Origin of the sequence: Frigidibacter sp. MR17.24 (assembly GCF_037095655.1) — a bacterium.
GTDB lineage: Bacteria > Pseudomonadota > Alphaproteobacteria > Rhodobacterales > Rhodobacteraceae > Frigidibacter.
Window position 1 is genome coordinate 1 of the sequence record NZ_JBAWKE010000014.1, and the last position, 25770, is coordinate 25770.

Genomic DNA, 25770 nt, shown 5'->3' on the forward strand with positions numbered 1-25770 from the left:
GCAGGGCGCGGTCTCGCGGGCATGCTCGAAGGATCTGCGCATCTCGCGCAGGAGGTCTCCGAGATGTCCGGCCGCCTGCCACTCGCCATAGGAAGCCTGGACGCAGCTGATCCCGGCGGCATTCGCCATGGCCTGCGCGAGCCATGTCTTGCCCGTCCCGGGCGGGCCGTAGAGGAGGAGCGAGCGGCTCAGCTCGGACCAGGCGACCTCGCCGCGCTGCCAGCCCTGCAGGTCGCTCACCATCCGCCGCGCGGTGGTCAGCGCCTGCGATGTGCCGGTCATGGCGTCGAGATCGGGCCCGGATCGCGGAGCGGTCGGCGCGGAGTTCCGCAGGAGCTGCGCGATGCGTTCGGCCACGGTGTGTGCGGTCTCGGCGCGCAGTGCGATCTGCAATGCGCCGGGCGTGAGAGTGCTGAGCGCGGCGTCATCGGGCAGGGCCGCACGCACCCTGGCCTCGTCGATGCGGCCCGTTGCGGAATGGGTGTGCCGGAGCAGCGTAATCAGGATATCGGTGTCGAGATCGGGAAGATCCTGAACCGGGGGGAGAAGCACTGCGACCTTGTTCGGGATCCTGTAGCCGGAGGGCAGGGTGATCAGCACCGGGCCGGCCTCTTCCAGCACGCGACCGATGGCGGCGGTGAAGCGGGCCTCTGCGGGAGTCGTCACGTGGCCCGTGCCCTGGACCTCGGGCGCGGCCACGAAGAGCGTCGGCTTCGTCGGATCGCCGTCGTCCTGATAGCGGCTCGCCCGCCAGGTCTCTGGCAGGAAGGCCTGGCGCAGCAGCTTCTTCAATGTGCCTGCGTCGTCGATCCCGGCGAGGATCGTCACCGCGCCCGGGGCGAGCCACCGAGCCAGATCCGCCTGACTGCCGATCAGCGCCGCGATCCGGATCGCGAGCAGCAGCCGGTGCGGATGCACCCAGACCGCCGGGCGATGCGCGCCCGAGGCGAGGTCCACCGCCTCGGGATCGGCCCCGCTCTTGCGCAGAGCCGCGCGGTCGTCTGGGTGATGGCGGTCGATGGCGCCGCTGGTCACAAGCATCTCGGTCAGCAGGCGGCCGCGGGGTGTCAGCTGGTAAGGCGGGCGGTCGCTTCCATCTTCATTGGCATCCTTGTCGTTATCCTTGTCGGTGCCGCGCAGCGGCTCGTGCCGGCGCAGGCGTGCGATGGCGCTTTCCGCGAGCGGCAGCCAGATCGGTGGGGGAAGGGAGGTTTGTTCGGGCATGGGCAGTCTCACTCTCTGTCTCGGGGCATCTTCTGAATTGTGGGGGCATCTGTTCCCGTCAGCGGGTGAGCCCGGAGCTCTCGAGGGCGTCCAGCATCTGCAGGATCACCGGGCCGAGGCGGGCGTCGTAGATTTCCGACCCGACGCGCAGGACGTCGCGGTAGCGCTCGGGCGCGACGACGGCCTCGGGCGAATGCTGGCGCAGCTTGCGGTGCATGCGCTTCTCGATCTGCAACGCCCGGTGGCCGGTGCGGACCGGGATCCGGCGCAGGATCTCGGCGTCGAGGTCGGGCCGGCGCTTCAGCTGGTAGTGCAGCCGCGAATGCGGATTGCGGCTGTAGCCGAGCTTCACGAACTCGGCCCCGTCCGGGTGGCGGATCCGCATCGCGTAGATCCAGCTTGGCGAGGCGGACCATCCGGTGCTGCAGGACGTGCACTGCACCCGCTGGGACTGCATGTTCGCGCGGGCGATCCGCTGGCGATGGCCGCAGCGTTCGGGGCCTTCTCCGACATGAGTGTAGATCCGGTAGTTCGGGTCCTTGTCAGGGTCCGCGCCGACCAGCTCCCAGCCATGCGCCTGCGCCTCGGCGGCCTCCTTGGCGTCGTGGCAGGTCTCGCATCTGAGGCCGGTTTCGCCGCGGGCGGCGCGGCCGACCAGCTCGAACTGTCGGCGGGCCGCGTGGCCGCAGGGCATGCGGTAATGGCCGTAGTGCCGGTCGTCGGGATCGCGGTGCAGCCAGGTCAGGCCCGCGGCTTCGGCCTCGGTCCGCCACGCGCTCTCGAGGCAGTTCGGGCAGAGCGGCTGGGCCGTCCGCAGCGTGAAGATCTTCGAGACGCTGAGGGCCGCGCAGGTGTGACAGCGCAAGGCAAGGTGGAAGCGGTCGCGGACCCGTGCGGTGATCTCGAACCCCTTGTCATGGGCGATGTCGATCCAGCTCGGGGTGAGCGGCATGTCGAGGATGGGGAGGATCTCGCCGTTGATGGTGAGCGTGTGGGGCAGGGGGATCTTGGTCATGGGCATAGGGCTCCTGGAAGAGGATGCGGGCGATCCGTTCAGGCATGGGGGTGCCGGCGCGCTGGCATGGGATGCGGGCGCGGTTCGGATGGCCGGGGTCTGGCTCCCGCGTGGGGACGCGGGGCAGGGACCGGTTCGGCGAGCTGTCAGGGAGGGGTCAGGCCGGCGTCACGCGCGCGGCAGCTTGGGCGCGCTGACCGTATCGGCCTCGAGCAGCCCGGTGATCGCCGGGGAGAGCGTGTCGGGCAGGTAGATGTCGAGCGAGGCCATCGTCTCGAGTCGCTGCGCCGCCGTCAGCAGCATCCGGTCGACGCGCAGCGCGGTGGCGGAGCCGCCCTCGCAGCGGAACAGGTGCTCGTAGTGGACGACCATCGGATGCAGACGCTGGTAGGTCCCGGGTTCTTCGGATCCGGTCATGCCCTCGATCAGCATCGCCATCCGCCGCAGGGGCTCGTCCTCGTCGCGGGTCTCCTCGGCATCGGTCAGCGCGAGGACCTGGCGCGACAGCCTGGTCTGGATCTCCTCGGCGTCGCGCAGCCAGTTGGCGAAGGCCGGGTCCCAGATGTCGACATCCTCGATGTCGCGCTCGGCCTCGATGTGCAGCGCAAGCGTGCCGAGCAGCGCCGAGAAGGCGATCGAGATCGGCGAGGGGACGTAGCGCCCTTCCGAGCCGGGCGTGATGGTGGTAGCGGTGAGCGTAGCCATTGGTCGATCTCCGTTGACGAGATGGGTCTTGGTCAGAACGAGGGCGAGGAGGTGAGATGCCTTGCTCTCGTTCGTTAATCATGTAATGCTGTAATCATAAAGTCAATCCATCGAATGGAAGATTCAGCATGGCAGAGAAGAAAAAGATGGGCCGCCCTCCGGCGGACACCGAGCCGGTCATGATACGCATGTCCCGCGATATGATCCGCGCACTCGATGAGGCTCGCCGCGACGTCGAGGATCTCCCGACGCGACCGGAGCTCGTTCGGCGGATCGTGTCGGAGTGGCTCGCTGAACGCGGCGTGCAGGTCTGAGATCAAGGCCGCCGATGATGGATGTCGGGCGTTCTCGGAGGAGACTGAGGGCCAGGCCTGGCAGGGTGGCTGTGGGGCGTTGGGGCTTCATCTAGAGGTCAGGTGATCTCATGGCCGATCAGGAGGACCGAACTTCCTTAAGTCGCCCACGCCCCAAGAAACGTTGACCTTTTCGCCTGTCGTCAGCTGCCCGATAAAATGGGCTGGGGTCACTCAGTCCATATTATCGGGCAGGTAGAGCGCGCAACGCCCGTCGGCCCGATAATATGGCAGGGGCGAGGGCCGATGCTGCGATCGGACCTCAGGCGGCGGACTGGCACGACGCTTTTGGCGTCTGGTGCATCCGGCAGGCCAGCCGCGAACCCGGCATGATTGGCGCGGCTCGCCCCGGCGGTGCTGGCAAGAGCCACGACCCGCCTGTCGCCCAAGACGTCAGCAACCCAGATGACCCGCCTGGCCGAGGGAACCGGCTCGGCACGCATGGGGGTGGCGCTGTCAGGCAGGCGGGGGCTCCCCGATGCCCGAGGCCTCTTCGACCTGCCCGGACCGAGGCGCATGCTTCCGTGCCGGGGCGAGGGATGCCGAGCCGACCGCAGGGCGCGGTTTCAGTGCGTCTGCGCGGTCCAAGGCTTGTCCGGACTGCTGCGCTCGCTGATCGGACCCTGCCGTGTCTGGTGGGAGGGCACGGTCGCGACCCGATCGCGCTGGCTCTCTGCGCCGACGCCACGAGGCCTGTCGATGAGCATTCCGCCGGCATGGTCCCGAGCAAAGAAGGGATCATCCGGTTCCTCTGTGCGGTCTGCGGCTTCATCCACCTGGCATGCCGCGGCCGTCGCCGCGGAGGTGCTCTGCGCAAGCGATGTCGCCGCCCCGGCATTGGTGGCAGAGCCGCCAGGGCGTTCGGGCCGAGCGTCGCCGGAGATCCCGCTCAGCTCGCGAGCCGCAGCCGGGGCACCCTCGCCGGGCTGCGGTTCGGAGAGCTCGTCGGCACTCGGCGCTTCCGGGCGCAGTCCTGCGTCCGTCTGCGAGCGGCCGCAGCCGCACGCGGGTGCAGTCGTCCCGTCACCCGCGCCGTCTGCGTCGAGCGCGTCCGGCACCGCCGCTTCGTGCATGCGGCCGGGGCGGCGCGCCAGCTTGCGGTCGCTCGTCTTCAACTCGCGCAGGTAGCTCGCCAGTGTTCCGGCGGTGATCTTCATGCCGCTGGTGGCGAGGCGCTCCGCGATGTCCGCGTGGCTGTAGCCGCGCCCGAGGGCGGTGCGGATGTCGTCCGCCAAGGTGTGCACCGTCTCGCGCGCGGTGAGGGCGGTTTTCGGCTTCGGCGGCAGTGCGGTCAGCATCTTGCGGATGGAGGTGACGGTCTCGCTCGAGACCTGCAGCGGCGGCGTCTTCATGTCGGCATTCCTTCTTTTGGGGCCGACAGTATTAATAATCACGTTTGCCCCGGGTGTCGCAGCAAGGTTCGCGTAATCCACATGTTTGGGTGGCCGGAGGTGTAGGGGCCCTCAGTGCAATGCGACGCGTTCGCTGGCGGCAGCTGTCGGCGATTGTGTTCGGGCTCGGCAGTCCGCGGCATCAAGCTTCGATCAGGATCATTCACTGGGCTGGTGCCTTGCTGGCCAATCATGCTGGGGGCCTACTGCCACGCTGTAGGTGCCTCGCATCCCATCAATAGCGAACCGGCTTCGCCCGTGGGGGCATGTTAGCGCGGGATGGCTCAGATGTAGACGCCGAACTCCATCCTCACGAGCAGGTCCGAGACCGTCTGGAATCCTTCGGCCGTCTCGAGAAAGGTCGCAGGACTGCGGCAGCCCAATGCCAGAGTGGGTTCTGCGAGCCACTCCTCGGCCGTCTGCGGCGATCCCAAGACCGCAGCCGCCTGCGCGCGAATGCATTCGATACTGATGTCCTGAGCATCGATCATGAACTCGAGACTGGACCCAACTTCGTGCGAAGTCAAAGGATGTCGCCTCAGGCGCGGAGGGGCGCCGTCGCGGCGATCGGATGCGTCGGCCCAAATCGACTTCGGACGGCGTGAACGTTTTTGTGTCTGACAGCTGTGGCGAATGACGTTCGCGCGGAGGGTCTCGGCTGAGGTCCGCCAGTCCAAGGATTTGCGGGATGCAGCGATCAGGCGGCGGCCCGATCATCTGGCAAGCTTTGTCGCGCCGCAATCCTCGCCGGAAAACGGTGGCCACCTATGCCAGCGCATCGGCCGTGGTGCCGTCCTATAGCAGAAACTAATGCCCTGAGCGCTCGATCTAAATTGAGATGCGGGCCAAGGCGGGCGATCTCTCGACGCAAGCTTTGCTCAGGAGGACACCGTGACACAATCCAAGACCGCCCTGGTCATCTCGGCCCATGCCGCCGATTTCGTCTGGCGCTGCGGTGGCGCGATCGCGCTGCATGCCTCGATGGGCTACAAGGTCACCGTGGCGTGCCTGTCCTTCGGTGAGCGCGGCGAGAGCGCGAAGCTTTGGAAACAGCCGGGCATGACGCTGCAGCAGGTCAAGGACGCCCGGCGGGCCGAGGCCGAACGGGCGGGCGAGGCGCTGGGGGTGCACGACCTCGTCTGTCTCGATCTCGGGGATTACCCGCTCGAACTGACGCGCGACGACAAGAACCGGCTGGTGGACGTGATCCGCGACGTGCAGCCCTCGTTCATGCTGTCGCATTCGCAGTACGACCCCTACAACACCGACCACATGTATGCGACCCAGGTCGCGCTGGAATGCCGGATGATCGCGCAGGCCTGGGGCCACAATCCGGGCCAGAAGGTGCTGGGGGCGCCGCAGCTCTACCTGTTCGAGCCGCACCAGACCGAGCAGATGGGCTGGAAGCCGGACACCTTCCTCGACATCACGCCGGTCTGGGAACGCAAGCGCGCCGCGATCGAATGCATGGAGGGCCAGGAGCACCTGTGGGAGTTCTACACCCGGGTCGCCATCAACCGCGCCAACCACTTCAAACGCAACTCGGGCGGCCAGTCCGGCGGCCGCGACTGCAGGTATGCCGAGGGCTTCCAGTCGATCTTCCCGCGCACCGTCGACGAGCTGTGAGCCGGCGGGGCAGGGCGGCCCCGTGCAGCTGAGGCCGCCCGCCCCGTCGCAGGCCTTCGACACCTACGAAATTCACGGCACCACGCCGGCACAGACACAGGAGCCGCCATGTCCGGTCCCAACCAGAACGTCGTCATCCGCAACATCGAGCGCGCCGAGCGGTCGGTGATCGAGGGGCTCGCCGCGGCCGGCGTCGCCACCGTGCACGAGGCGCAGGGTCGCATCGGCTGCCTGCACAGCCAGATGCGCCCGATCTACGCTGGTGCGCGGATCGCCGGTTCGGCCGTCACAATCTCGGCCGCGCCGGGCGACAACTGGATGCTTCATGTCGCGATCGAGCAACTGCAGGAAGGCGACGTTCTGGTGCTCGCACCGACCTCGCCTTGCGACAACGGCTATTTCGGCGATCTTTTGGCGACCTCGGCCATGGCGCGCGGCTGCCGCGGGCTGATCATCGACGCGGGCGTGCGCGACGTGCGCGACCTGACGCAGATGGGCTTCCCTGTCTGGTCCAAGGCGATCTCGGCCCAAGGCACCGTCAAGGAGACGCTCGGATCAGTCAACGTGCCGATCGTCTGTGCGGGTCAGAACATCGAGGCGGGCGACATCGTGGTCGCGGATGACGACGGCGTCTGTGTCGTGCGCCGTGCCGATGCGGCCGTGGTGCTGGCGGCGGCGCAGAAGCGCGAAGCCGGCGAGGAGGCCAAGCGCAAGCGCCTCGCGGCGGGCGAGCTCGGGCTCGACATCTACGACATGCGCCCGCGGCTTGCCGAGAAGGGTCTGGTCTACATCTGAGCGGGGAAGGGCAGGGCGCTGGCCCTGCGAATCTAGCGGGTCCGGGGGAGGGGCGCATGACGATTTCGAACGATGACGGGGGCATCGCCTGTCTGTGGATGCGGGGCGGCACCTCGAAGGGGGCGTATTTCCTGGCGTCGGACCTGCCCGGGGATCGGGCAGCGCTGGACCGGCTGCTGCTGGCGGTGATGGGCAGCCCAGACCCGCGCCAGATCGACGGGATCGGCGGGGCGGACCCGCTGACCTCGAAGGTCGCGGTGCTGTCGCCGTCGAGCCGGCCCGATGCGGATGTTGACTATCTGTTCCTGCAGGTCTTCGTCGATCAGGCGCTGGTGTCGGATGCGCAGGGCTGCGGCAACATCCTGGCCGGGGTCGGCCCCGCCGCGATCGAGCGCGGGCTGGTCGCGGCGCGGGGCGACGAGACCGAGGTGCGCATCCACATGCGCAACACCGGAGAGGTCGCGGTCGCGACGGTGCAGACGCCGGGCGGGCGGGTGAGCTACCGCGGCGAGACGCGGATCGATGGCGTTCCCGGCAGCCATGCCGCGGTGCCCCTGATGTTCACCAACACCGCCGGGTCGATGTGTGGCGCGCTTCTGCCCACGGGGCGCGCGGTGGACCGTGTGCAAGGCGTCGACGTCACGCTGATCGACAACGGCATGCCCTGCGCGATCCTGCGCGCCTCGGATTTCGGGCTGACAGGGCGCGAGACGCGCGAGGCGCTGGAAGCGGACGAGGCGCTCAAGGCGCGGATTGAGGCGATCCGGCTCGAGGTCGGGCCGATGATGAACCTTGGAGACGTGCGCGAGAAGTCGGTGCCGAAGATGACCCTGGTCTCGCCCCCCGGGGCGGGGGGAACGATCTCGACCCGCAGCTTCATTCCCCATCGCTGCCACGCCACGATCGGCGTCTTCGCCGCCGTCAGCGTCGCGACCGCCTGCACGCTGGAGGGATCGCCTGCCGCCGATCTGGCGCAACTGCCTGAAGACGGTCGCTTTCTTGTCGAGCATCCGACGGGTGCGGCCGAGGTCCTGATCCGCCTGGACGGGCACGGTGCCGTGGTCGGGGCCGGCACGATGCGCACGGCGCGCAAGCTTTTCGACGGTCTCGTCTTCCCCGCCGCGTGACACTTGGGGCCCATGTCAGATCATTTCGAACACCTGTCCGAAAAGGCTGTGCTACCGTCCTGATTCTTGGTAGTCTCGATCGGAGAGACAGGAGGACCCATGGCGCAGCAGACCAGCCACGACGAGATCCGCGTGTCGGAACGGTCCCGCGGTGGCGGCCCCCGGCAACGGGACCGCGCCGACCAGATCGTCGATGCGGCGATGAAGCTCTTCTCGGAGCAGGGATATGGCGCGGTGTCGCTGCGCGAGATCGCGCGCGAGAGCGGCGTTGCGGTCTCGACGGTGGCCTATCACCACGTCGACAAGCTGTCGCTTCTGGGTGAGATCTACGAGCGCTGCACCCGTCCGATGAACGCGCGGCGGTTGGAGCTGCTTGGAGAGGCGCAGCGGATCGACGAGGCATCCGCGCGGCTGACGGCGATCCTGCGGGCCTATCTGCTGCCGGCCTTCACCTCGTCCGACGACACGATCCACGGCGGCGCGCGCTTCACGCGCATGCGTGCCGTGCTGTCGGCCGAGGGCGATCCCGAGGCCCGCCGCATCATCGCCGAGGCCTTCGACGCGACGACGCGGCAGTTCATCGACGCGATCTGCGCCTGCCTGCCGGGCGCGTCGCGCGAAGCGGTGGTCTGGCAATGCCAGTTCCTGCTTGGCGCGCTCTACTACACGCTCATCAACCCCGACCGGATCGACCGCCTCTCGGACGGTCGGACCAGCGGGGCCGACCACGAAACGGCCATCGGCATGATCGTCAGATCGACCCATGCCAGCCTGATGGCCCTGATGCCGCCGCCAGAGGAAGCGGTGCTGCAGGGCTGAGCCCGAACACTAGGAATTTACGGGAGGATACCGTGAGAATTGGACTGATGCTTGCCGCGGCCGCTCTGGCCGGCGGCCTTGGAACCTGTGTCTCTGCAGAAGAGCGCATCTCGATCGGCACCGGCGGCACCGGCGGGCTGTTCTACGTCATCGGCGCGGGTGTCGCCGATGTCATCAACAAGCATGCCGAGGGCATGACCGCGCGGGCCGAGGTCACCGGCGCCTCGGTCGAGAACCTGCGCCGCGTGGCCGCAGGGCAGATGCAGATCGGCTTCTCCTCCTCCTCGACGCTCTACGAGGCGGCGACGGGGACGGGGGCCTTCGACGGCGACAAGCAGGCGGTGCAGGGCATCGCCTCGCTCTACCCGGCGGTGCTGCAGGTCGCGACGATCGCCGGCACCGGCATCGCCGGGTTCGAGGACCTGAAGGGCAAGCGCATCAACCTCGGCCCGCCCGGCTCGAACGCGGCGGTTCTGGCGCAGCGGCTGCTCGATGCCTACGGCGTCTTCGATCCGAGCAAGGCCCAGTTCCTGTCCTATACCGAGGGCGTCGCGGCGCTGGGGAACGGCACGCTGGACGCGACCGTGGTGCTGGCCGGGGCGCCGACCGCCTCGCTGATCGACCTCGCGACGCAGGAGGACATGGTGCTCCTGCCGATCGATCCCGACCGGTTGAGCGATCTGTTCGCAAACTATCCCTACTACCAGCCGGCAGAGATCCCGGCGGGCACATACAAGGGGCAGGACACGGCGGTGGCTGCGATCAACGATCCCGCGACCCTGTTCGCCGGCACCGAGGTCGATCCGGCGACGGTTCAGGCGATCGCCGCCGCGATCTTCGACCATCTCGACGAGCTGTCGGGGGTGCACCCGCAGGCCAAGGCGATTTCGGTCGAGAGCGCGACGCCGATGCCGGTCGAGCTGCATCCCGGTGCCAAGGCCTATTTCGACGGCAAGTCCTGAGACCCGGAGGCGAACCCGTGCTGAGCGACCTTTTCGACAGGCTGGCGCTTCCGGGCGCCCGCCGCGGCTCGGGCCCCGAGGCGACGCTCGTCGCGCTCTGGGTCGCGGTCCTTGCGGCGCTGGTGACCGCGCTGGTGATCTGGGGCGCCTACTTCGGCCTTGTCACCGCGCTGATCCTGCGTGCGCTCTTCTTCTCGATGATGGCCGCGGCCGGGCTCGCGATGGTGGGATACGCCACCGCGAACCCGGTGGGGCGGATCCTGTGCTACGCGCTGGCTGTCCTGGCGCTGGTGCCGGGGCTGCACATCCAGGCAAGCTACCTTGACATCGTGATGCGCGGGGCGATGGCGAAGCCTGCGGATCTTTGGGTCTTTGCCGTGCTGATGGCCGGGCTCTTCGTGCTGGTGCAGCGCCGTGTCGGCTGGGCGCTGATCGCGCTGATGGTGGCGGCGCTCCTCTATGCCTGGTTCGGCTACCTGATCCCGGGGCGCTATGGCCACGGCGGCTACGACCTGCGCCGGCTCGCCTCGACGCTGATGCTGTCGACCGAGGGCGTCTACGGCGTGCCGATGGGTGTGGCCGTGGAATACATCTTCCTCTTCTCGCTGCTCGGATCGCTGCTGATGCGCATCGGCACCGGCGAGGTCTTCGTCGATGTCGCGCGCGGGCTGACCGGGCGGATGCGCGGCGGCCCCGGGCTGTCGGCGGCGCTGTCCTCGGCGCTCCTGGGCACGATCAACGGCAGCGCGGTCGCCAATGTCGTCACCACCGGCACCTTCACGATCCCGCTGATGAAGCGCACCGGCTATTCCGCGACGCTTGCCGGCGCGATCGAGGCCGCGGCCTCTTCGGCCGGGCAGATCCTGCCGCCGGTGATGGGGGCGGCCGCCTTCCTGATGGCCGAGGTCATCGGGGTGCCATACGCGACGATCGCGCTTGCGGGGCTGGTGCCTGGGCTTCTCTACGTGCTGGCGCTGATGGCGGCGGTCTGGCTCGAGGCCGGCCGGCTGGGCCTTCAGCCCGACCGCGAGGCGGGGCTTGCGCTGTTGGGCCGGACGCTGCGCGAGCGGGGTTATCTGCTGTTGCCGCTGGCGCTTCTGGTTGGCTGCCTCGTCGCGGGCATGACGCCGGTCCGGGCGGCGGTCTGGGCGATCCTCGGGGCGCTCGCGCTGTCGCCCTGGCGGCGCGATACCCGCATCGGGCCCGTCGACCTTGTCCTCACCTGCCGCGAAACCCTGATCTCGGTCATGCCCATCGTCGCGGCGGTCGCGGCGGCGGGTGTGGTGATCGGGGTGCTGAACCTCACCGGTCTGGGGCTGATGCTGTCCGGGCTGATCCTCGATCTGGGGGGCGGCAACGTGATGGTGATCCTGCTGCTGACGGCGATCGTCTCGTTCCTGCTGGGTATGGGGCTGCCGACCTCTGCCGCGTATCTGCTGCTTGCGGTGCTGGTCGCGCCGGCGCTGACCAAGCTGGGCGTGCCGCCGATCGTCGCGCACATGTTCATCTTCTACTACGGTCTCGTCTCGGCGATCACGCCGCCCGTGGCGCTGGCGGCCTATGCCGCCGCCTCGATCTCGGGCGGTGATGCGAACCGCACCGCGTTCGAGGCGGTGCGGCTGGGCTTCGTCAAGCTGCTGGTACCGTTCCTCTTCGTGTCCATGCCGGGGCTGCTGATGGTGGGCTCGGGCGCGTCGATCGCGGTGTCGATCCTGCTGGCGGTGCCGGCCGTGCTGGGGCTGACCGTGGCCTTCGCCGGCTGGTGCCTCGTGCCGCTTTCGCCCCCGGTGCGTGGCGGTTTCGCGCTGGGTGCGCTGCTGCTCGCCTGGCCGACCGATGTGCTTTCGACCGATCCGCTGACGCTCGGCGCGCGGGGCCTCGGCCTCCTGCTCCTGATCCTGCTCTCGCTTCGCTGCGCCGCCGCGGCGCGGCCCGCCCCCCTTTCGACCTGAGGTCCGACATGCTCGACGAGAATCTGCCTTTTCACTCAAACCCTTCTACGCCGAAGCTCGTGCTGCCCGCGGGGGCCTGCGACGCGCATTGCCATGTCTTCGGTCCCGCCGCGCGCTTCCCCTTCGCGCCGGGGCGTACCTACACCCCCGTCGATGCCCCCTGGGAGACGCTGGTGGCCCTGCACGACAAGCTCGGCCTGTCGCGCACCGTGCTCGTCCAGGCCAGCTGCCACGGCACCGACAATGCCGCGATGCTGGACGCGATCGCCGCCTCGCAGGGCAGCTGCCGGGGCGTGGCCATGGTCGGCCCCGACGTGAGCGACGACGAGCTCGCACGGCTCGACCGCGGCGGCGTCAGGGGGTTGCGCTTCAACTTCGTCACCCATCTGGGCAAGGATGCCGACATCGGCGCTGTCCGGGCCCTTGCGGAACGGATCCGGCCGCTGGGCTGGCACGCGGTCGTGCATTTCGATGCCGACCGGCTCGATCGCCTGGCGCCGGAGCTGCAAAGCATCGACCTCACGCTGGTCATCGACCACATGGGCCGGGTCGATGCGTCGAAGGGGCTCGGCCAGCCGGCCTATGGCAAACTGCTGGCACTGATGGAGGATCCGCGGTTCTGGGTGAAGGTCTGCGGGGCCGAGCGGATCACCCGCGCCGGCCCCCCCTATGACGACGCGGTGCCCTTCGCCCGCGACCTCGTCGCCCGGTTCCCGGACCGGGTGCTCTGGGGCACGGACTGGCCGCATCCGAACATCAAGAAGGACATGCCCGACGATGGGGCGCTGGTCGACCTGCTGGCGCGGATCGCGCCCGGTCCGCAGGCCCTGCGCAAGCTTTTGGTCGACAACCCGACGCGGCTCTACTGGCCGGAGCTGGCCACGCAGGGCTGAGGGAGGATGCGGCTGGCGTGCCGCGCGCCGCCCGCTATGATCGCGCCCGGAGCCGCGAGTTCGGCTCTGGGGAAAGTGACATCGTGCAGACCGCCAGCATTCGCCATCTCAGGATGTTCCTTGCCGTCGCGCGGACCTGTTCGGTGACTCAGGCGGCAGAGCTGTCCCATGTCTCGCAGCCGGCCGTGACGCAGGCGATGGCCAAGCTTGCGACGCTGACCGGGCACCAGCTGTTCAACCGCAGTCCGCAGGGGCTGTTCGTGACCGAGGCGGGCGCGCTTCTGGCGCACCGCGCCGGCCGGGCGATCCAGCGGCTGGACGCGGCGATGCGGGACATGGGGCATGCGCTGCGGGTGCAGGCGACCTGGCAGCAGCTGAACGCGCTGGTCGCGGTGACAGAGACCGAGAACTTCACCCTGGCGGCCCATCGGCTGGGCCTTGCCCAGCCGACCGTGCACCGCTCGACCACGATGCTCGAGGCGGCGGCGGGAACGCTGCTGTTCCAGCGCACGCTGCACGGGCTGATCTCGACCCGCGCGGCACGCACGCTGGCTCAGGCGACGCGCCTTGCGCTGGCGGAACTGGCGCAGGCCGAATCCGACCTTGCCGCGCTTGACGGGCGCGAGGTCGGCAAGATCGTCGTCGGCGCGCTGCCGCTGTCGCGTTCGGGCTGGCTGCCCTCGGCGATGCTGGCTTTTCGCAAGAAGCGCCCGCATTTCCCCTTCGAGGTCATCGACGGGCGCTACGACGAACTTCTCGTCGGCTTGAGGCGGGGTGAGATCGACATGATGCTGGGCGCGCTGCGGCTGCCCAGCCCGATCCCCGATATCTCGCAGGAGCGGCTTTTCGACGACGAGGTGGTGGTGGTCGCGCGCCGGGACCATCCGCTGATCGGCGGGCCGGCCCCGGATTTCGCCGCGCTCTCGCGCTTGCCGTGGGTTTTGCCGCGCCGCTCGACCCCGCTGCGCGCTGTGCTGGACGCAGCCTTCGCCGATGGCCAGCCACCCGAGCTGATCGAGACGTCCTCGGTCATCATGCTGCGAGAGATCCTGCGTGGCAGCGACCATATCGGCGGGCTGTCGCGCATGCAGGCCGAGGTCGAGGCCGACACGCTGGCCATCGTGCCCGTGACCCTGCCGAACGCCATGCGGCCGATCGGGATCACCACGCGCGAGGACTGGCAGCCAACGCAGGCGCAGCGCGACTTCATCGCGCTGCTGCATTCCACGGCGGCCAGGCTGACCTGAGGGTCAGCCCCGGGTGCCGAGCCGGTCGAGGATCGCATCGGCCCGGTGGGAGAAGTCCGGCTCGCCCGCGGGCAGGACCATGTCGCCGATCAGCTGCTGCCAGTCGGCGGTCGCGCTGGCCAGCCCGTCGGGCAGTCCCAGCTCCTGCAGCGTGATCGCGACCTCGCGCATCTCGGCGGCGCGGCGGCGGCCATGGACCATCATCCGCTCGAGGTTGTAGGCCGCCTGCTTCGGCCAGTCGATCTCGGGGTTCGAGGTCGACAGCGATCCGAGGATCCGGTCCTCGATCCCGGCCCGCCGCGCCGCCAGCAGGCATTCCGCGGTCAAGGCCTCCATGCCCTTGATCATCACCGAGCGGATCATCTTGGTGGCCGAGGCCTCGCCGATCTCGGGCCCGGCGATCCTGGCCTGCATCCCCAGCTCGTTCAGCAGTTCGAGCGCGGCTTCGGCATGGGGCCCGGCGATCAGCAGCGGCGTCCGATGCATCTTGGGATAGACGGGGGCCATGATCGCCACGTCGACGTAGCGCCCGCCCGCCGCCTCGACGATCCCGGCCGCGCGCCGCTTCGCCCCGGGCGAGCAGCTGTTGCCGTCGAGCCAGAGCGCGCCGGGGGCAAGCACGGGCGCTGCCTGCGCCGCTGCGTCGACTGCGCGGTCGGCGGTCACGAGGCAGAAGACCGCGCCCGCGCCGTCGAGCGCCGCCGCGCGGGTTTCGTCAAGCGCGACGCCACTGGCCGCGGCACGCGCACGCGGTTGCGCGGCCGCATCGCCAGTCTTCTCGTCATAGGCGCGGGCACCCGCTGCGGTCTCGGGGCCCCATCCGGTCGCGAAGGCCTCTGCGGCCTCGCCGAAGCCGATGAAGGCGAGCGGGGTGGTGTTGCGGGCAAGGGTGTCCATCGGGGCCGTCCTTTGATGTCGCGGCAGGGATACGCGGCGCGGCGCGCCGGGCAGGGAGGTGGAGGCCCGGTCCGGAAGGCATCCGGGCCGGGCGCTTATGGCAGCGGAATGCCCAGAAGCCGGCCGAACAGCAGGAGCGCGATCGCCCAGAGCGCGACCCCGGTCAGACCGGCGCGCAGCAGCCGGTGCCGGCCGTCGAAGGCGAGGGTGGTCAGCCCGGCGACAGCGCCGATCGCGACCGCCAGGCCCAGCCACTGCACGGCCACGAGGCCTGCGACCAGCACCAGGCAGACCGAGAACGCGCGCGGAAAGCCCGTGAAGTCGACCCGCTCGTCGGCGAAGGCTCCCCGAAGCGTCAGCCCGATGTAGGCCAGCGACAGCAGCACCCCCGCGATGCCGATCCGGACGGGCAGCGCCGCCGGACCGACGTCACCCGTCGAATGCCCGGCGGGCAGTTGCCAGGCGAGGGCGAGAAACCCGCCGCTCGCCGCGAGGCAGAGGCCCGCCGCCACCAGGTTGCCCGCGCGGTTGGCGAGGCCCGGCGCCGGCCGCGGGTTGGCGGGCGCGTGCGTCATTGCACGAACCCGGCCGCCTTGAGGAACTCGCTCTGTTCCTCGAGGTCCTTCTTGACCTGCTTGGTGAATTCCTCCTCGGCCCAGTCCGGGCTGTCCTGGAACTGCTGCTCCTGGAAGGTCTTCCAGTCCTCCGAGGCGGTGACCTTGTCGATCGCGGTCTGGATCGAGGCGACCACGTCGTCGGGCGTTCCGGCCTTGACCGCGATGCCGCGCCAGATGGCCCCGGTCAGGTCGTAGCCCTGTTCCGCGAAGGTGGGCGCATCGGGAAGGAACGGGCTGCGCTCTTCGGTCGTGACGCCGAGAAGGCGGATCTCGCCGCTCTTGACCTGCGACAGGCCGGTCGAGGGGGTCATCATCGCCGCATCGAGGTGCTTGCCCAGCAGCGCGAGCGTCACCTTGCCCGAGGCGTCATGCGGCACCCAGCCGCTTTCGAAGCCGCCCTGCTTCATCAGCTGATAGAGCATGTACTGGTGAAAGCCGCCCGAGGAATGGCCGCCGACGCGCAGCTCGTTCGGATGCTCCTTCATGTAGCCCACGAAGTCGTCGACCGACTTGAAGGGACTGTCGGCCAGCACCGCGAGCGACGACGGCTCGGACTGCATGGCGCGCAGGAGCCGCAGGTCATCGACCTTGAAGGGGATGAGGCCCTGCGCGATGCCGAAGGTCAGCGTGCCGGTCAGCACGAGGATGTTGTAGCCGTCGGCAGGCTGGGTCGCGATCTGCGACATGCCGACCGCGCCGCTGCCGCCGGGACGGTTGTCGACCTTGACGGTCCAGCCCGCGTCCTTCTCCAGCAGTTCGGCAAGCTTGCGCCCATAGGTGTCCAGCGCTCCGCCCGCGCCGGACCACACGACCAGCGTCACCGGCTTTTCGGGGAACTCGGCCCGGGCGGGGCTGGCCGACATCGCGGTGGCGGCCGCGACGCCCGCGACGGCCAGGCAGGCGGCCGAGACCGCCCGGCGCATCCGCGCGCCGAATGTCCGGCCCATGGCGGCGTTGGTCGAAGACTGCATTCTCTCTCTCCCTGTGTGAATGCGGTGATAGGTGGATCTGGTGGCCGGACGACCATGGCCGTGCGGCACGGCCCTCAGGCCGAAACCCGCCGGGCGGTCCGGCCGCGGGGGCCCCAGGCGCGCCAGATCGGAACGAGGATGCTCGCAAGGCTCAGCAGCAGGAACAGCACGCTGATCGGATCGGTCACGAAGACCGTGTAGTCGCCGCGCGAAGAAACGAGGGCCGTGCGGTAGTTGCTCTCGATCAGGTAGCCCAGCACCATCGCGAGGATGACCGGGGCGACCGGGAAGGAGAATTTCTTCATCATGTAGCCCAGCACGCCGAAGCCCATCGTCAGCCAGACGTCGAACATCAGGTTGCGGATCGCATAGGCCCCGAGCACGGCGAAGCAGAGGATGCCGGCGGCGATCACCCCGTCGGGCAGCAGCACGGTGCGCGCGAGAACCGGCAGGAAGATCGAGCCGACGATGTACTGCACCACCGCCGCGAGGATGACACCCAGCAGGATCGCGTAGACCAGCGCCGGCTGCTCGGCGAACAGCTGCGGCCCCGGATGCAGCCCGTGCATGATCAGCGCCCCCATCATGATCGCGGTGGTGGGCGAGCCGGGCACGCCGAGCGCCAGCATCGGCACCAGCGCGCCGCCGACGGTCGCGTTGTTCGCCGCCTCGGGCGCGGCGACGCCGTTCGGCGCGCCCGCGCCGAAGGCCTCGCTCCCCTTGGAGCGGGCGCGGGCGTAGTCGCGCGCCACCCAGCAGGCGATGTTGCCGCCGACGCCCGGCAGGATGCCGAGCAGCGTGCCGATGACCGAGCCGGACAGCATCGAGCGCCATGTCTCGCGCCAGAGCCCCAGCGACATGAAGACATGGCCGACCCCGGACTTGTCCATGCCCTGTCCGCGGGCATGCTTCTCGGCCAGGGCGAAGGCCTCGGACACCGCGAAGAGGCCGATCAGGGCGGCGAGGAAGGGCACGCCCTCGTAGAGCTCGAAATGACCGAAGGTGAAGCGCGGGGTGCCGGCGATCGGGTCGATGCCGACGGTCGCGAGCGCGAGGCCGAGCGCGGCGCAGAGCAGCCCCTTGATCAGCGAGCCGCCGGACAGCGCCGCGACCGAGGTCAGGCCGAAGAGCCCGACCGCGAAGTAGCCCGCCGGACCGAAGCTCAGCGCAAGTGCCGCGAGCGGCATCGCCAACAGAAGAAGCGCGAGCCCGCCCAGGATCCCGCCGATGGTCGAGGCGGTGAGCGAGATCGAGATCGCCTCGTTCGCGCGGCCCTTCTGCGACATCGCGTAGCCATCGATCGCCGTTGCGGCGGCCGCCGCGGTTCCCGGCGTCGACAGAAGGATCGCGCTGATCGAGCCGCCGTATTCGGCCGAGACGTAGAGCGAGATCATCAGCAGCATGCTGAGCTCGGGCGACATCGAGTAGGTGAAGGGGATCAGCAGGCTCAGCCCGATCGAGGGGCCGAGCCCGGGAAGCGCGCCGACGACGATCCCCAGAAGCGCGCCGATGAACAGCACGCCCAGCCCCCCGAGACTGAAGATGATGCCCAGTGATTGCGCGATGCCGTCCATGCGATGCTCCTCCGCCTCGGGACGCGCCTCCTCCGGGCGTCCTGTCCGCGAGGGCCTTTATTGCGGGATCGGCCCGAGGAACCAATTCACAACCGGCCATCAATCCATAAGCGGACGCTATAGCGGCTTTCGAGAACCCTTTCGGAACTCGGCGAGGAAGCCGGCAAACGCCTGCGCCACATGCGAGCGCGCGCGCCGCGCCGGCTGCAGCAGATAGAGGCTGCGGTGAAGCGACAGGTCCGCGACGGGAACGAACCGGATGGCGGGGTCGCCGAACAGTCCCACGGCACGCTCGGGCAGCAGGGCCAGCCCCAGCCCGGCGCGGATCAGGCAAAGCTGCGCGACCGTCGAATGGCATTGCACGGCACCGCGCTTCAGCTCCCCGGGCACCGCGGGCTCCGACTCGATGAGCCGTCGCGTGCCGGTCTCGTCGTCGAGCGAGATCATCTGGTCGGGATCGATCTCTTCCAGACGCACCGACGCACGCGCGGCCAGCGGATGATCGGCATGACAGGCCAGGCCGATCGGGTCGGTCTCGATCAACTGCTGGCTCAGCTCCGCCGTGTCGCGGGCCGGTCCGGCGACCGCGAGATCGAGTGCGCCCTCGACGACCATGTCCGCGAGCCTCTGTCCCAGATCGTCGTGAAGGCGGCAGCGGATCGCCGGGTGAGCGGCGCGGAACCGTGCCAGCGTCGGACCCACCAGCCCGGAGATCGCCGAGGGGGCCGCCCCGATCGCCAGTTGCCCCACGCTCAACCCGCCTGCAGCCCGCGCGCGAACGACGGCCCGGTCGAGGCCGTCGAGCAGCGGCTGCGTCTCCTCAAGCAGCGACAGGCCGAGCGGCGTCGGCTGCGGCGGGCGAAGCGCGCGGTCGAAGAGCGGAGCGCCGAGGGCCAGCTCGATCTGGCGCACCGTCTCGGTCAGGGCCGAGGGCACGACGCCCAGCTCCGCCGCCGCGCGCGCAAAGTTGCCCTGCGCCGCGACCGCGTGGATCGCCCGCAGGTGACGCAGGTTTATGTTCAGGTTTTCCGAATTCAGCTTCATTTAATTCCGTTTCTACGAATGTCCGTTCCGTGGTTCAAGCGGGGTGAACGGACGGGAGGCGGATCATGGACGGATCGGGAAGGCGTTGTTGCACTTATCGGTGAGGCGGATTCAGGTCGTAAGTCCTGAGTGTTAGCCTCGGGCCATGCCGAAGCCTTCTTCCCCGCGCTACCGCACGACGAACTGGTCCGACTACAATGCAGCGCTGCGACGCCGCCGATCTCTCTCGATCTGGTTCGACCCGACGATGACTTGGCACGCGGCCAAGACGGGCAAGCGCGGTCACCCAGAGACCTTCTCGGAGGCCGCGATCCAAACTTGCCTCACGCTGAAGGTATTGCTCGGCCTGCCGCTACGGCAGACGGCTGGGCTGGTCGCCAGACTGATCGAGATGGCGGGGCCGGACTGGCCCGTGCCGGACTATTCCACGCTGTGCCGACGTCAGGCACGGATTGCGGTGCAGATCCCCTATCGCCGCCCGCACGGCCCCGTGACCTTGCTGGTGGACAGCACTGGCATCAAGTTCCGCGGTGATGGCGAGTGGCAGGCACGCAAGCATGGTAGGTCTCGCCGCAGGCAATGGCGCAAGGTCCATATCGGCATGGACGCGCAGACCGGCGATGTCCGAGCCGTCGAATTCACGTCCAGTCGGCAGGGCGACAGCCCGATGCTGCCAGATCTTCTGGCGCAACTTCCCGAGCATGAAGAGATCTGTTCGGTCGCGGCTGACGGCGCCTATGACACCAGGGGATGCCATGGGGCGATCGTCGCACGGGGAGCCAAAGCGCTCATACCGATCCGCAGGAATGGCCGTCCCTGGAAAGAGGATTGCCCGGCCCCTGCGCCCGAAACAACATCCTGCACGAGACGCGACGCCTGGGACGAGCCAACTGGAAACGTTCGGTCGGCTACCACGTCCGAAGTCGGGTCGAGGCACGTATGAATTGCCTGAAAGCCTTCGGCGAACGCATCGCCTCGCGTGACCCCGACCGGCAGACCGCAGAGATCCAGATCCGCATCGCCATCATGAACAGATACAACACCCTCGGCACCGCCGAGATCATTGCCGTGGGCTGAAGACAGAGCGGGAAAGGGGCAGATCGGCCTTCGGCCGATTAGCGCAACAACGCCTGTCCGAGGCGGTAAGGATTTCGGTCGCCGCACCTGCGAACGGCAGCTCCTCCCCAGTAGGCAGAACTTCAGGCGGTAGAATTTCTGCGCTTAGCGTCGAATGGCCGCTTCCGGGAACGCCGCCACGCAGCAACTGGACCCGACGACCGGCCGCTAAGGGCCGGACGCGTCCTGCAACGTCACTCGTCTGGACGACCAGGCATGCCGCGCTGCCGCAGGTCCGCTCCGAGCCCATATCAACCTGCGCGTGGTGCGAGAAAGATCACTGCGGCGCCGATCAGGCACAGGCAGGCCCCGACGATATCCCATACGTCAGGCCGCTGCCCCTCTGCGCTCCACATCCAGAAAAGCGACGCTGTGATATACACGCCGCCGTAAGCGGCAAAAGTCCGACCGGCGAAACCGGCCTCGACCTGCGCCAGAAGCCAGCCGAATAGCGCGAGGCTCACAATCCCGGGCAGCAGCCAGAGGATCGACGCGCCCCGCCACCAGGCCCAGATTGCAAAGCAGCCGGCGATTTCGGCCAGCGCAGCGAGCGGATAGATCAACACGGTCGGCATCAGGAGCCGGGCCGGTCGTGATCGGCGAGGCACTCTTCGTGGTCGCGTAGCACCTCAAGGATGCGGCAGTTGGCAACCCGATCGGCCCTGCACTCGCCGATCATCCGTTGCAATTCCATCCGAAGTGCCTCAAGCCGGGCGATGCGCGCCTCGACCTCGTGTAGCTGTTTCTGAGCGACCGCATCGACCTGCGCACAGGACCTTTCCGGGCTGTCCGAGAGTTCCAGGAGTTCTCGTATCGCCTCCAGCGAAAAGCCGAGTTGTCGAGAGTGCCGGATAAACGCGAGCCGGTCGAGTTCCGCTGCCCCGTATCGGCGCTGACCACCCTCGCTGCGCCCGGGCTCGGGCATTAAACCGATCTGTTCGTAATAGCGGATCGTTTGCACCTTGGTGCCTGTCCGCTTTGCCAGCGTCCCAATGGACAGCATAAGAATCTCCTTCGCTCGTTAGAGCATCGTGGCCCCCGTGGCCAAAGATACGGAAAACCTTCCTCGCGAGGCTTGAACCTACAGTGGCTGTAGATCGCATAGCTAAGTTCAACTGAGAATCACAACGGAGGTTCGGTATGGCCGATGGCAGCACACGACAACGCGAATGGCGCGTTACAGGCATGGATTGCGGGTCATGCGCTGCCAAGGTGCGCGGCGCGGTTGAGCGTCTACCTGGCGTCGAAGGTGTCGATGTCGCCCTGATGGCCGAGCGGTTGCGACTGACGCTCGATGAGACACAGACCCCGCCAGAGCACATCGAGAAGGCCGTGCGCGGCGTCGGCTTCGGGATCGCACCAAAGGGCGCGCGGCCAGAGAAGCCCAAGGGCGGTTTTGTCCTTCCGGAGGGCGCCTTTGCGGATGCGGCGGATGCCGTGGAGATCGACAGCGAGCCGGAGGAGATCACTGGGCCTGCCGATGACGCGCCGACCTCCTGGTTGAAGACATCCAAGGGTCGCCTCGTGCTCGGCACCGGCGTATTGCTCGCGGCGGCTTGGGCGTCAAGGCTCGTCCTGCCGGCTGAGATCGCGCATTGGGCGTTCGTGCTGGCGACACTCGTTGGGATTGTGCCCGTGGCGCAGCGCGCCTTCGCCATGACGCGGGCCGGCATGCCCTTCACCATCGAGATGCTGATGACTATCGCCGCCGGTGGCGCGCTGATCATCGGTGAGCCGGAAGAGGCGGCGCTCGTCGTTTTCCTCTTCGCCGTGGGCGAACTTCTGGAAGGAGTCTCTGCGAGCAAGGCGCGCGACAGTATTCGCGCCCTCTCGAAGCTCGTGCCGAAGACGGCACGGCTCGAAGTGGGAGGCAAGACACGGGAGGTCGTGGCCGAGAAGCTCCAGTTAGGTCAGGTCGTGCAAGTCCGGCCCGGTGACCGCGTGCCCTGCGACGGCGAGGTGATCGAGGGCACGTCGGGTGTCGACGAGAGCCCAGTGACCGGCGAGAGCGTCCCGAACCTTAAGGAGCCGGGCGCGGAGGTCTTCGCGGGGTCGATCAACACCGAAGCTCTGCTGCGCGTGCGGGTGCTGAGGTCGGCCGAGGACAACACCATCTCCCGCATTGTCCGCCTCGTGGAAGAGGCCGAGAGCGCCCGCGCACCCACCGAGCGCTTCATCGACAGGTTCAGCCGGGTCTACATGCCCGCTGTGGTCGGGGTCGCTGTTCTCGTCGCTATCGTTCCGCCGCTGGCCTTCGGGCTGGCTTGGGGTGAATGGATCTACCGGGCGCTTGCGCTGCTGCTGATCGGCTGCCCCTGTGCGCTGGTGATCTCGGTGCCAGCCTCGATTGCCTCGGCCCTGTCCACGGGAGCGCGCAATGGCCTGCTGATGAAGGGCGGCGCGGTGATCGAGGCGGCGGCCCGCACGACCCATGTCGCCTTCGATAAGACCGGGACGCTCACACATGGCAGGCCCCGCGTGACAGATGTCTCTGTGTTGAGTGGAAGCGGCGACGACCTCATGGCGCTTGCGGCCGGGGTCGAGAGCGGCGCGAGCCACCCGCTCGGACAGGCGATCTGCGCCGAGGCCGAGCGGCGAGGCGTGGGCGCGGCGACGGCCACCGGCTGCCGCGCGCTTCCCGGCAAGGGGGCGGAAGCCTTCATCGACGGCGTGACCGTCAGCGTGGGCTCCCCACGGCTGGCGAACGAGCGCGGCGCACTCACGGACGACCTGCGGATCCGCGTGGCGGCGCTGGAAGTTGAGGGCAAGACGGTGGTCATTGTGTTGCGCGAAGACGTGCCTCAGGGCCTCATCGCGCTCAGGGACGAGCCGCGCGCCGATGCGGCGAACGCTATCGCGCAACTTCGCGGGCTCGGCATATCTTCGGTCATGCTGACGGGGGACAACCCGCGCACGGCCCAAGCCATCGCTGAAGGGCTCGGGATCGAACATCGTTCGGAACTGATGCCGGAGGACAAGGTGACGGCGATCCGCGATCTGACGACGGAGGCCCGCGTGATGATGATCGGCGACGGGATCAACGATGCGCCGGCGCTCGCCGCCGCGCATGTTGGCGTTGCCATGGGCTCGGGCACCGACGTGGCGCTCGAGACGGCCGACGCGGCGATCCTGCGCAACCGCGTGACCGATGTGCCGGGCAAGATCCGCCTCTCCCGTGCGACCATGTCGAACATCCGCCAAAACATCGCGATTGCGCTCGGCCTCAAGGTGATATTCCTCGTGACTACCGTGCTCGGGATCACCGGCCTTTGGATCGCAATCCTCGCGGATACCGGCGCCACCGTGCTGGTGACGATGAACGCCCTGCGGCTGCTGTTCTTCCGTCCCACCGGCACAGCTGAACCTGCGGGGCACCTCGGTCTAACCTCGGAGACACGACCCGATCACGCAGCCGCAACGACCTGAAAGGAACCCTGATGACCCTCACCCGCCGCGCCGTGATGGCCTCCGCCGCTTGCTTCGTCGCGACTGCACCGACCGCCGGACTGTCTCAAAGCTCTCCCGCGATCCACGTTCTGAAAGATCCGAACTGTGGCTGCTGCACAGCTTGGATCGAGATCCTGAAAGAGAACGGATTTAAGGTCACCACCGAACGCAGTTTCGGCACCCTCCTGATCCGGCACAAGCTCGAGAACGGCATCCCCCAGAACATGACCTCCTGCCACACCGGCGAAATCGAGGGCTACATGATCGAAGGACACGTGCCTACGGCCGACATTCGACGGCTGCTATCCGAGCGCCCCGATGCCGTCGGTCTCGCCGTGCCCGGGATGCCTTACGGATCACCGGGCATGGGGCCAGAGGATGAGCGGGAAGCCTACGACGTGTTCCTGATCCTCGGAGATGGCAGGACGGAAATCTTCTCCAGTTACGAAGCTGCCTGACGGCGCCGATCTCAGGATCGCCGTGGGGCCACGGCACAAATCTCGCACCGCGCAGTCGCAGCGAAAGTCAGGAAAGTCCGCACAGCGTACCTTGGCCGCAGAAAAATGCTGCGCGACGCATGAACGACTGTTTCGGTGGATCTGCGCGGCAGCGAGGTCGTCCAGCCACAAGGTCGGGTTAGGGCCGCAAGCGTCGTGCAGCTCTGCCAAGCCAATCGTGCGACGCGCCGCAGCGCCGCATGACCGCTTCGGAGCCCTTAGCGGCTGCGCAATCAAGCATTCTCACCTCGTCTGAGGCGCGCCATGATCTTCTCCAGGTTTCTCGTGGCCTCTTCGCGTGAGACTTCGTAGCCGTAGGGCGCGCCGCCCTCGACGCCCCAGGGAACCAAGATATCGAACTCGATCTCCCGCAGCAGAGCGAGGCTGTCGAGGTAGGCGGAACGATCACTGGCCCCGAGCAGAACGGCCTTCCATTCGCCACCCTGCACCCAGAGGGAGTCTCCCGGAAAAAGCACGCGTTTGTCCCCGTTGTCCCATAGAAACATCGTGGTTCCGGGCGTGTGTCCGGGGGTTGGAATGAGTTCGAGATCGTCATCGATCATGTGCCGCTCGGAGAAGGTATCGCTGATAGGCATGTCTGCCATCGGGCGGTCCCTCTCGTGAATCCAGATTGGTGCTTCAAGGTCGGGCTTGCCGTACATCGCCTCATGGTGATGGTTGAGCAGAAGCATGTTCGGCCGCCCTAGCGCCGCGATTTCAGTCGCTGCCTCGCAGATGCCTGGAGCGTTGTAGACAATGACATTGCCCTGCGGGCGCTCCAGAACGAAGGCGCGCACGACGACGCCACTAAGGAACGGCAGCGGTGCGGTCGGTGTCCCGTAAAGTCCGCGGATCGAAGGTCCCCGAACCTCCGACTCCTTAGCGCAGTAGAGATCATCCAGCATCTGTAGGTCTCCTTTGGGGGTCATCATTGTCGAGGTGTGGCGCGGGCTTGAGAGGGGTGGCGGTCTCTGCAGTCGCAGGCTTGGAGGCAAGGTGTGCCTCGATGCGACCTAGGGCCTCCACCACTTCCTTTACGGTTGGCTGCTCCAGCGCCACTCCGCATAAAGCTTCGCTCCAGGCCTGCCGCATGCGCTGAGCATTCTCCCGCGACAGAGCGGTCGGGTGGAGCTGAACGACCCGCCTGTCTTCCTTGGCAGGTCGACGCTCCAGCAGGCCTTTCTGCACCAGCCCACCGAGCACTCGGCTGAAGTTGCTCGACGGCAGGCGACAGGCGTTGGCTGCCTCCCGGGCGGAGGTGCCAGGATTTCTGCCGACGAAACGCATGACACTGATCTCGACCGGGGTGCAAGGACCGGGTTCGAGGTTAGTCGGGGCAGGAAGGTGCCGCGCAATGGCGTGGACAAGGTCAGCAAGCTCGTAACGCTTGTCGGTATCATCTTCTTTCACGACATTACCTGATATCTATCACTCGATAACTATCATGTAATAGGAGGTTATCGAATTTCAATGAGGGTGATCCCGCATCAAGGGTCAC

At 67.9% G+C, this 25770-nt stretch carries 25 protein-coding genes and 1 pseudogene; 12 read left to right on the top strand and 14 right to left on the bottom strand.

Annotated features, from left to right (window positions below; translation table 11 throughout):
* The 3 genes from V8J39_RS22200 to V8J39_RS22210 form a co-directional block, all read right to left on the bottom strand.
* A partial coding sequence (locus V8J39_RS22200; RefSeq protein WP_336463165.1) for an AAA family ATPase occupies positions 1-1224 on the bottom strand: 1224 nt, incomplete at its 3' end.
* 58 nt (positions 1225-1282) lie between these two features.
* Positions 1283-2239, bottom strand: a complete 957-nt coding sequence (locus V8J39_RS22205; RefSeq protein ID WP_336463166.1) for a GIY-YIG nuclease family protein — start codon at positions 2237-2239, stop codon at positions 1283-1285.
* 168 nt (positions 2240-2407) lie between these two features.
* Positions 2408-2944, bottom strand: a complete 537-nt coding sequence (locus V8J39_RS22210) for a hypothetical protein (protein ID WP_336463167.1) — start codon at positions 2942-2944, stop codon at positions 2408-2410.
* A gap of 128 nt (positions 2945-3072) precedes the next feature.
* Between V8J39_RS22210 and V8J39_RS22215 the strand changes: the two genes are divergently transcribed.
* Entirely contained in the window at positions 3073-3258 is a 186-nt protein-coding gene (locus V8J39_RS22215) for a ribbon-helix-helix protein, CopG family (RefSeq protein WP_336463168.1), read from the top strand.
* Positions 3259-3863: 605 nt separating this feature from the next.
* On the opposite strand, the gene V8J39_RS22220 is transcribed toward V8J39_RS22215, so the two are convergent.
* Positions 3864-4649: a hypothetical protein gene (locus tag V8J39_RS22220; RefSeq protein WP_336463169.1), complete on the bottom strand. Its 786-nt coding sequence runs from the start codon at positions 4647-4649 to the stop codon at positions 3864-3866.
* A gap of 323 nt (positions 4650-4972) precedes the next feature.
* A complete protein-coding gene (locus V8J39_RS22225) occupies positions 4973-5179 on the bottom strand; it encodes an MbcA/ParS/Xre antitoxin family protein (RefSeq protein WP_336463170.1) in 207 nt (68 codons plus the stop codon).
* Between the two features lie 400 nt (positions 5180-5579).
* Here V8J39_RS22225 and V8J39_RS22230 point away from each other — a divergent pair, with 400 nt between their 5' ends.
* From V8J39_RS22230 to V8J39_RS22265, 8 genes are all read left to right on the top strand, one after another.
* Entirely contained in the window at positions 5580-6314 is a 735-nt protein-coding gene (locus tag V8J39_RS22230) for a PIG-L deacetylase family protein (RefSeq protein ID WP_336463171.1), read from the top strand.
* 108 nt (positions 6315-6422) lie between these two features.
* Entirely contained in the window at positions 6423-7109 is a 687-nt protein-coding gene (locus V8J39_RS22235) for a 4-carboxy-4-hydroxy-2-oxoadipate aldolase/oxaloacetate decarboxylase (RefSeq protein ID WP_336463172.1), read from the top strand.
* Positions 7110-7165: 56 nt separating this feature from the next.
* Positions 7166-8236, top strand: coding sequence for a 4-oxalomesaconate tautomerase (locus V8J39_RS22240; RefSeq protein ID WP_336463173.1), 1071 nt, complete (start codon positions 7166-7168; stop codon positions 8234-8236).
* A 99-nt stretch (positions 8237-8335) separates the two neighbouring features.
* Positions 8336-9055, top strand: coding sequence for a TetR/AcrR family transcriptional regulator (locus V8J39_RS22245; protein ID WP_336463174.1), 720 nt, complete (start codon positions 8336-8338; stop codon positions 9053-9055).
* 32 nt (positions 9056-9087) lie between these two features.
* Positions 9088-10017 (top strand): TAXI family TRAP transporter solute-binding subunit, encoded by a 930-nt coding sequence (locus tag V8J39_RS22250; RefSeq protein ID WP_336463175.1) that lies wholly within the window; start codon positions 9088-9090, stop codon positions 10015-10017.
* A 17-nt stretch (positions 10018-10034) separates the two neighbouring features.
* Positions 10035-11969 carry a TRAP transporter permease gene (locus V8J39_RS22255; RefSeq protein ID WP_336463176.1) on the top strand — a complete coding sequence of 645 codons (1935 nt, stop codon included), beginning with the start codon at positions 10035-10037 and terminating at the stop codon, positions 11967-11969.
* Positions 11970-11977: 8 nt separating this feature from the next.
* Positions 11978-12862, top strand: a complete 885-nt coding sequence (locus V8J39_RS22260) for an amidohydrolase family protein (RefSeq protein WP_336463177.1) — start codon at positions 11978-11980, stop codon at positions 12860-12862.
* An 83-nt stretch (positions 12863-12945) separates the two neighbouring features.
* Positions 12946-14109, top strand: coding sequence for a LysR substrate-binding domain-containing protein (locus tag V8J39_RS22265; RefSeq protein WP_336463178.1), 1164 nt, complete (start codon positions 12946-12948; stop codon positions 14107-14109).
* A 3-nt stretch (positions 14110-14112) separates the two neighbouring features.
* Here the strand turns inward: V8J39_RS22265 and V8J39_RS22270 are convergent, their stop codons facing one another.
* The 5 genes from V8J39_RS22270 to V8J39_RS22290 form a co-directional block, all read right to left on the bottom strand.
* Entirely contained in the window at positions 14113-15006 is an 894-nt protein-coding gene (locus V8J39_RS22270) for an NAD(P)-dependent oxidoreductase (protein ID WP_336463179.1), read from the bottom strand.
* A 95-nt stretch (positions 15007-15101) separates the two neighbouring features.
* The gene (locus V8J39_RS22275; RefSeq protein WP_336463180.1) at positions 15102-15581 is read right to left on the bottom strand and encodes a tripartite tricarboxylate transporter TctB family protein; all 480 of its coding nucleotides are present in this window, start codon (positions 15579-15581) and stop codon (positions 15102-15104) included.
* Entirely contained in the window at positions 15578-16594 is a 1017-nt protein-coding gene (locus V8J39_RS22280; RefSeq protein WP_336463181.1) for a tripartite tricarboxylate transporter substrate binding protein, read from the bottom strand. The genes V8J39_RS22275 and V8J39_RS22280 overlap by 4 nt, the downstream gene beginning before the upstream one ends.
* 74 nt (positions 16595-16668) lie before the next feature.
* Complete coding sequence (locus V8J39_RS22285; RefSeq protein ID WP_336463182.1) at positions 16669-18168, bottom strand: tripartite tricarboxylate transporter permease; 1500 nt, start codon at positions 18166-18168, stop codon at positions 16669-16671.
* A 117-nt stretch (positions 18169-18285) separates the two neighbouring features.
* Positions 18286-19212 carry a LysR family transcriptional regulator gene (locus V8J39_RS22290; protein WP_336463183.1) on the bottom strand — a complete coding sequence of 309 codons (927 nt, stop codon included), beginning with the start codon at positions 19210-19212 and terminating at the stop codon, positions 18286-18288.
* A 145-nt stretch (positions 19213-19357) separates the two neighbouring features.
* Between V8J39_RS22290 and V8J39_RS22295 the strand changes: the two are divergent.
* Positions 19358-20289: pseudogene (locus V8J39_RS22295) on the top strand (IS5 family transposase).
* Positions 20290-20579: 290 nt separating this feature from the next.
* On the opposite strand, the gene V8J39_RS22300 reads toward V8J39_RS22295, so the two are convergent.
* Together V8J39_RS22300 and V8J39_RS22305 are read right to left on the bottom strand one after the other, a co-directional pair.
* Entirely contained in the window at positions 20580-20903 is a 324-nt protein-coding gene (locus V8J39_RS22300) for a YnfA family protein (RefSeq protein ID WP_336463184.1), read from the bottom strand.
* Positions 20903-21331, bottom strand: a complete 429-nt coding sequence (locus tag V8J39_RS22305) for a MerR family transcriptional regulator (RefSeq protein WP_336463185.1) — start codon at positions 21329-21331, stop codon at positions 20903-20905. Before V8J39_RS22305 ends, V8J39_RS22300 begins: the two co-directional genes overlap by 1 nt.
* Positions 21332-21468: 137 nt before the next feature.
* Here V8J39_RS22305 and V8J39_RS22310 point away from each other — a divergent pair, with 137 nt between their 5' ends.
* Entirely contained in the window at positions 21469-23754 is a 2286-nt protein-coding gene (locus tag V8J39_RS22310; protein WP_336463186.1) for a heavy metal translocating P-type ATPase, read from the top strand.
* A gap of 11 nt (positions 23755-23765) precedes the next feature.
* Positions 23766-24233 (top strand): DUF411 domain-containing protein, encoded by a 468-nt coding sequence (locus tag V8J39_RS22315; protein WP_336463187.1) that lies wholly within the window; start codon positions 23766-23768, stop codon positions 24231-24233.
* 272 nt (positions 24234-24505) lie between these two features.
* Here the strand turns inward: V8J39_RS22315 and V8J39_RS22320 are convergent, their stop codons facing one another.
* Positions 24506-25177: an MBL fold metallo-hydrolase gene (locus tag V8J39_RS22320; protein WP_336463188.1), complete on the bottom strand. Its 672-nt coding sequence runs from the start codon at positions 25175-25177 to the stop codon at positions 24506-24508.
* Positions 25167-25682: a MarR family winged helix-turn-helix transcriptional regulator gene (locus V8J39_RS22325; RefSeq protein WP_336463189.1), complete on the bottom strand. Its 516-nt coding sequence runs from the start codon at positions 25680-25682 to the stop codon at positions 25167-25169. Before V8J39_RS22325 ends, V8J39_RS22320 begins: the two co-directional genes overlap by 11 nt.
* Between the last annotated feature and the right edge of the window lie 88 nt (positions 25683-25770).

What these genes read in the sequence shown, in the direction of transcription:
- V8J39_RS22275 (WP_336463180.1), bottom strand. Translation starts at nt 15,581, where the DNA reads ATGACGCACGCGCCCGCCAACCCGCGGCCGGCGCCGGGCCTCGCCAAC.
- V8J39_RS22220 (WP_336463169.1), bottom strand. Translation starts at nt 4,649, where the DNA reads ATGAAGACGCCGCCGCTGCAGGTCTCGAGCGAGACCGTCACCTCCATC.
- V8J39_RS22310 (WP_336463186.1), top strand. Translation starts at nt 21,469, where the DNA reads ATGGCCGATGGCAGCACACGACAACGCGAATGGCGCGTTACAGGCATG.
- V8J39_RS22270 (WP_336463179.1), bottom strand. Translation starts at nt 15,006, where the DNA reads ATGGACACCCTTGCCCGCAACACCACCCCGCTCGCCTTCATCGGCTTC.
- V8J39_RS22300 (WP_336463184.1), bottom strand. Translation starts at nt 20,903, where the DNA reads ATGCCGACCGTGTTGATCTATCCGCTCGCTGCGCTGGCCGAAATCGCC.
- V8J39_RS22305 (WP_336463185.1), bottom strand. Translation starts at nt 21,331, where the DNA reads ATGCTGTCCATTGGGACGCTGGCAAAGCGGACAGGCACCAAGGTGCAA.
- V8J39_RS22210 (WP_336463167.1), bottom strand. Translation starts at nt 2,944, where the DNA reads ATGGCTACGCTCACCGCTACCACCATCACGCCCGGCTCGGAAGGGCGC.
- V8J39_RS22215 (WP_336463168.1), top strand. Translation starts at nt 3,073, where the DNA reads ATGGCAGAGAAGAAAAAGATGGGCCGCCCTCCGGCGGACACCGAGCCG.
- V8J39_RS22225 (WP_336463170.1), bottom strand. Translation starts at nt 5,179, where the DNA reads ATGATCGATGCTCAGGACATCAGTATCGAATGCATTCGCGCGCAGGCG.
- V8J39_RS22320 (WP_336463188.1), bottom strand. Translation starts at nt 25,177, where the DNA reads ATGCTGGATGATCTCTACTGCGCTAAGGAGTCGGAGGTTCGGGGACCT.
- V8J39_RS22235 (WP_336463172.1), top strand. Translation starts at nt 6,423, where the DNA reads ATGTCCGGTCCCAACCAGAACGTCGTCATCCGCAACATCGAGCGCGCC.
- V8J39_RS22290 (WP_336463183.1), bottom strand. Translation starts at nt 19,212, where the DNA reads ATGAAGCTGAATTCGGAAAACCTGAACATAAACCTGCGTCACCTGCGG.
- V8J39_RS22205 (WP_336463166.1), bottom strand. Translation starts at nt 2,239, where the DNA reads ATGACCAAGATCCCCCTGCCCCACACGCTCACCATCAACGGCGAGATC.
- V8J39_RS22315 (WP_336463187.1), top strand. Translation starts at nt 23,766, where the DNA reads ATGACCCTCACCCGCCGCGCCGTGATGGCCTCCGCCGCTTGCTTCGTC.
- V8J39_RS22260 (WP_336463177.1), top strand. Translation starts at nt 11,978, where the DNA reads ATGCTCGACGAGAATCTGCCTTTTCACTCAAACCCTTCTACGCCGAAG.
- V8J39_RS22240 (WP_336463173.1), top strand. Translation starts at nt 7,166, where the DNA reads ATGACGATTTCGAACGATGACGGGGGCATCGCCTGTCTGTGGATGCGG.
- V8J39_RS22285 (WP_336463182.1), bottom strand. Translation starts at nt 18,168, where the DNA reads ATGGACGGCATCGCGCAATCACTGGGCATCATCTTCAGTCTCGGGGGG.
- V8J39_RS22245 (WP_336463174.1), top strand. Translation starts at nt 8,336, where the DNA reads ATGGCGCAGCAGACCAGCCACGACGAGATCCGCGTGTCGGAACGGTCC.
- V8J39_RS22280 (WP_336463181.1), bottom strand. Translation starts at nt 16,594, where the DNA reads ATGCAGTCTTCGACCAACGCCGCCATGGGCCGGACATTCGGCGCGCGG.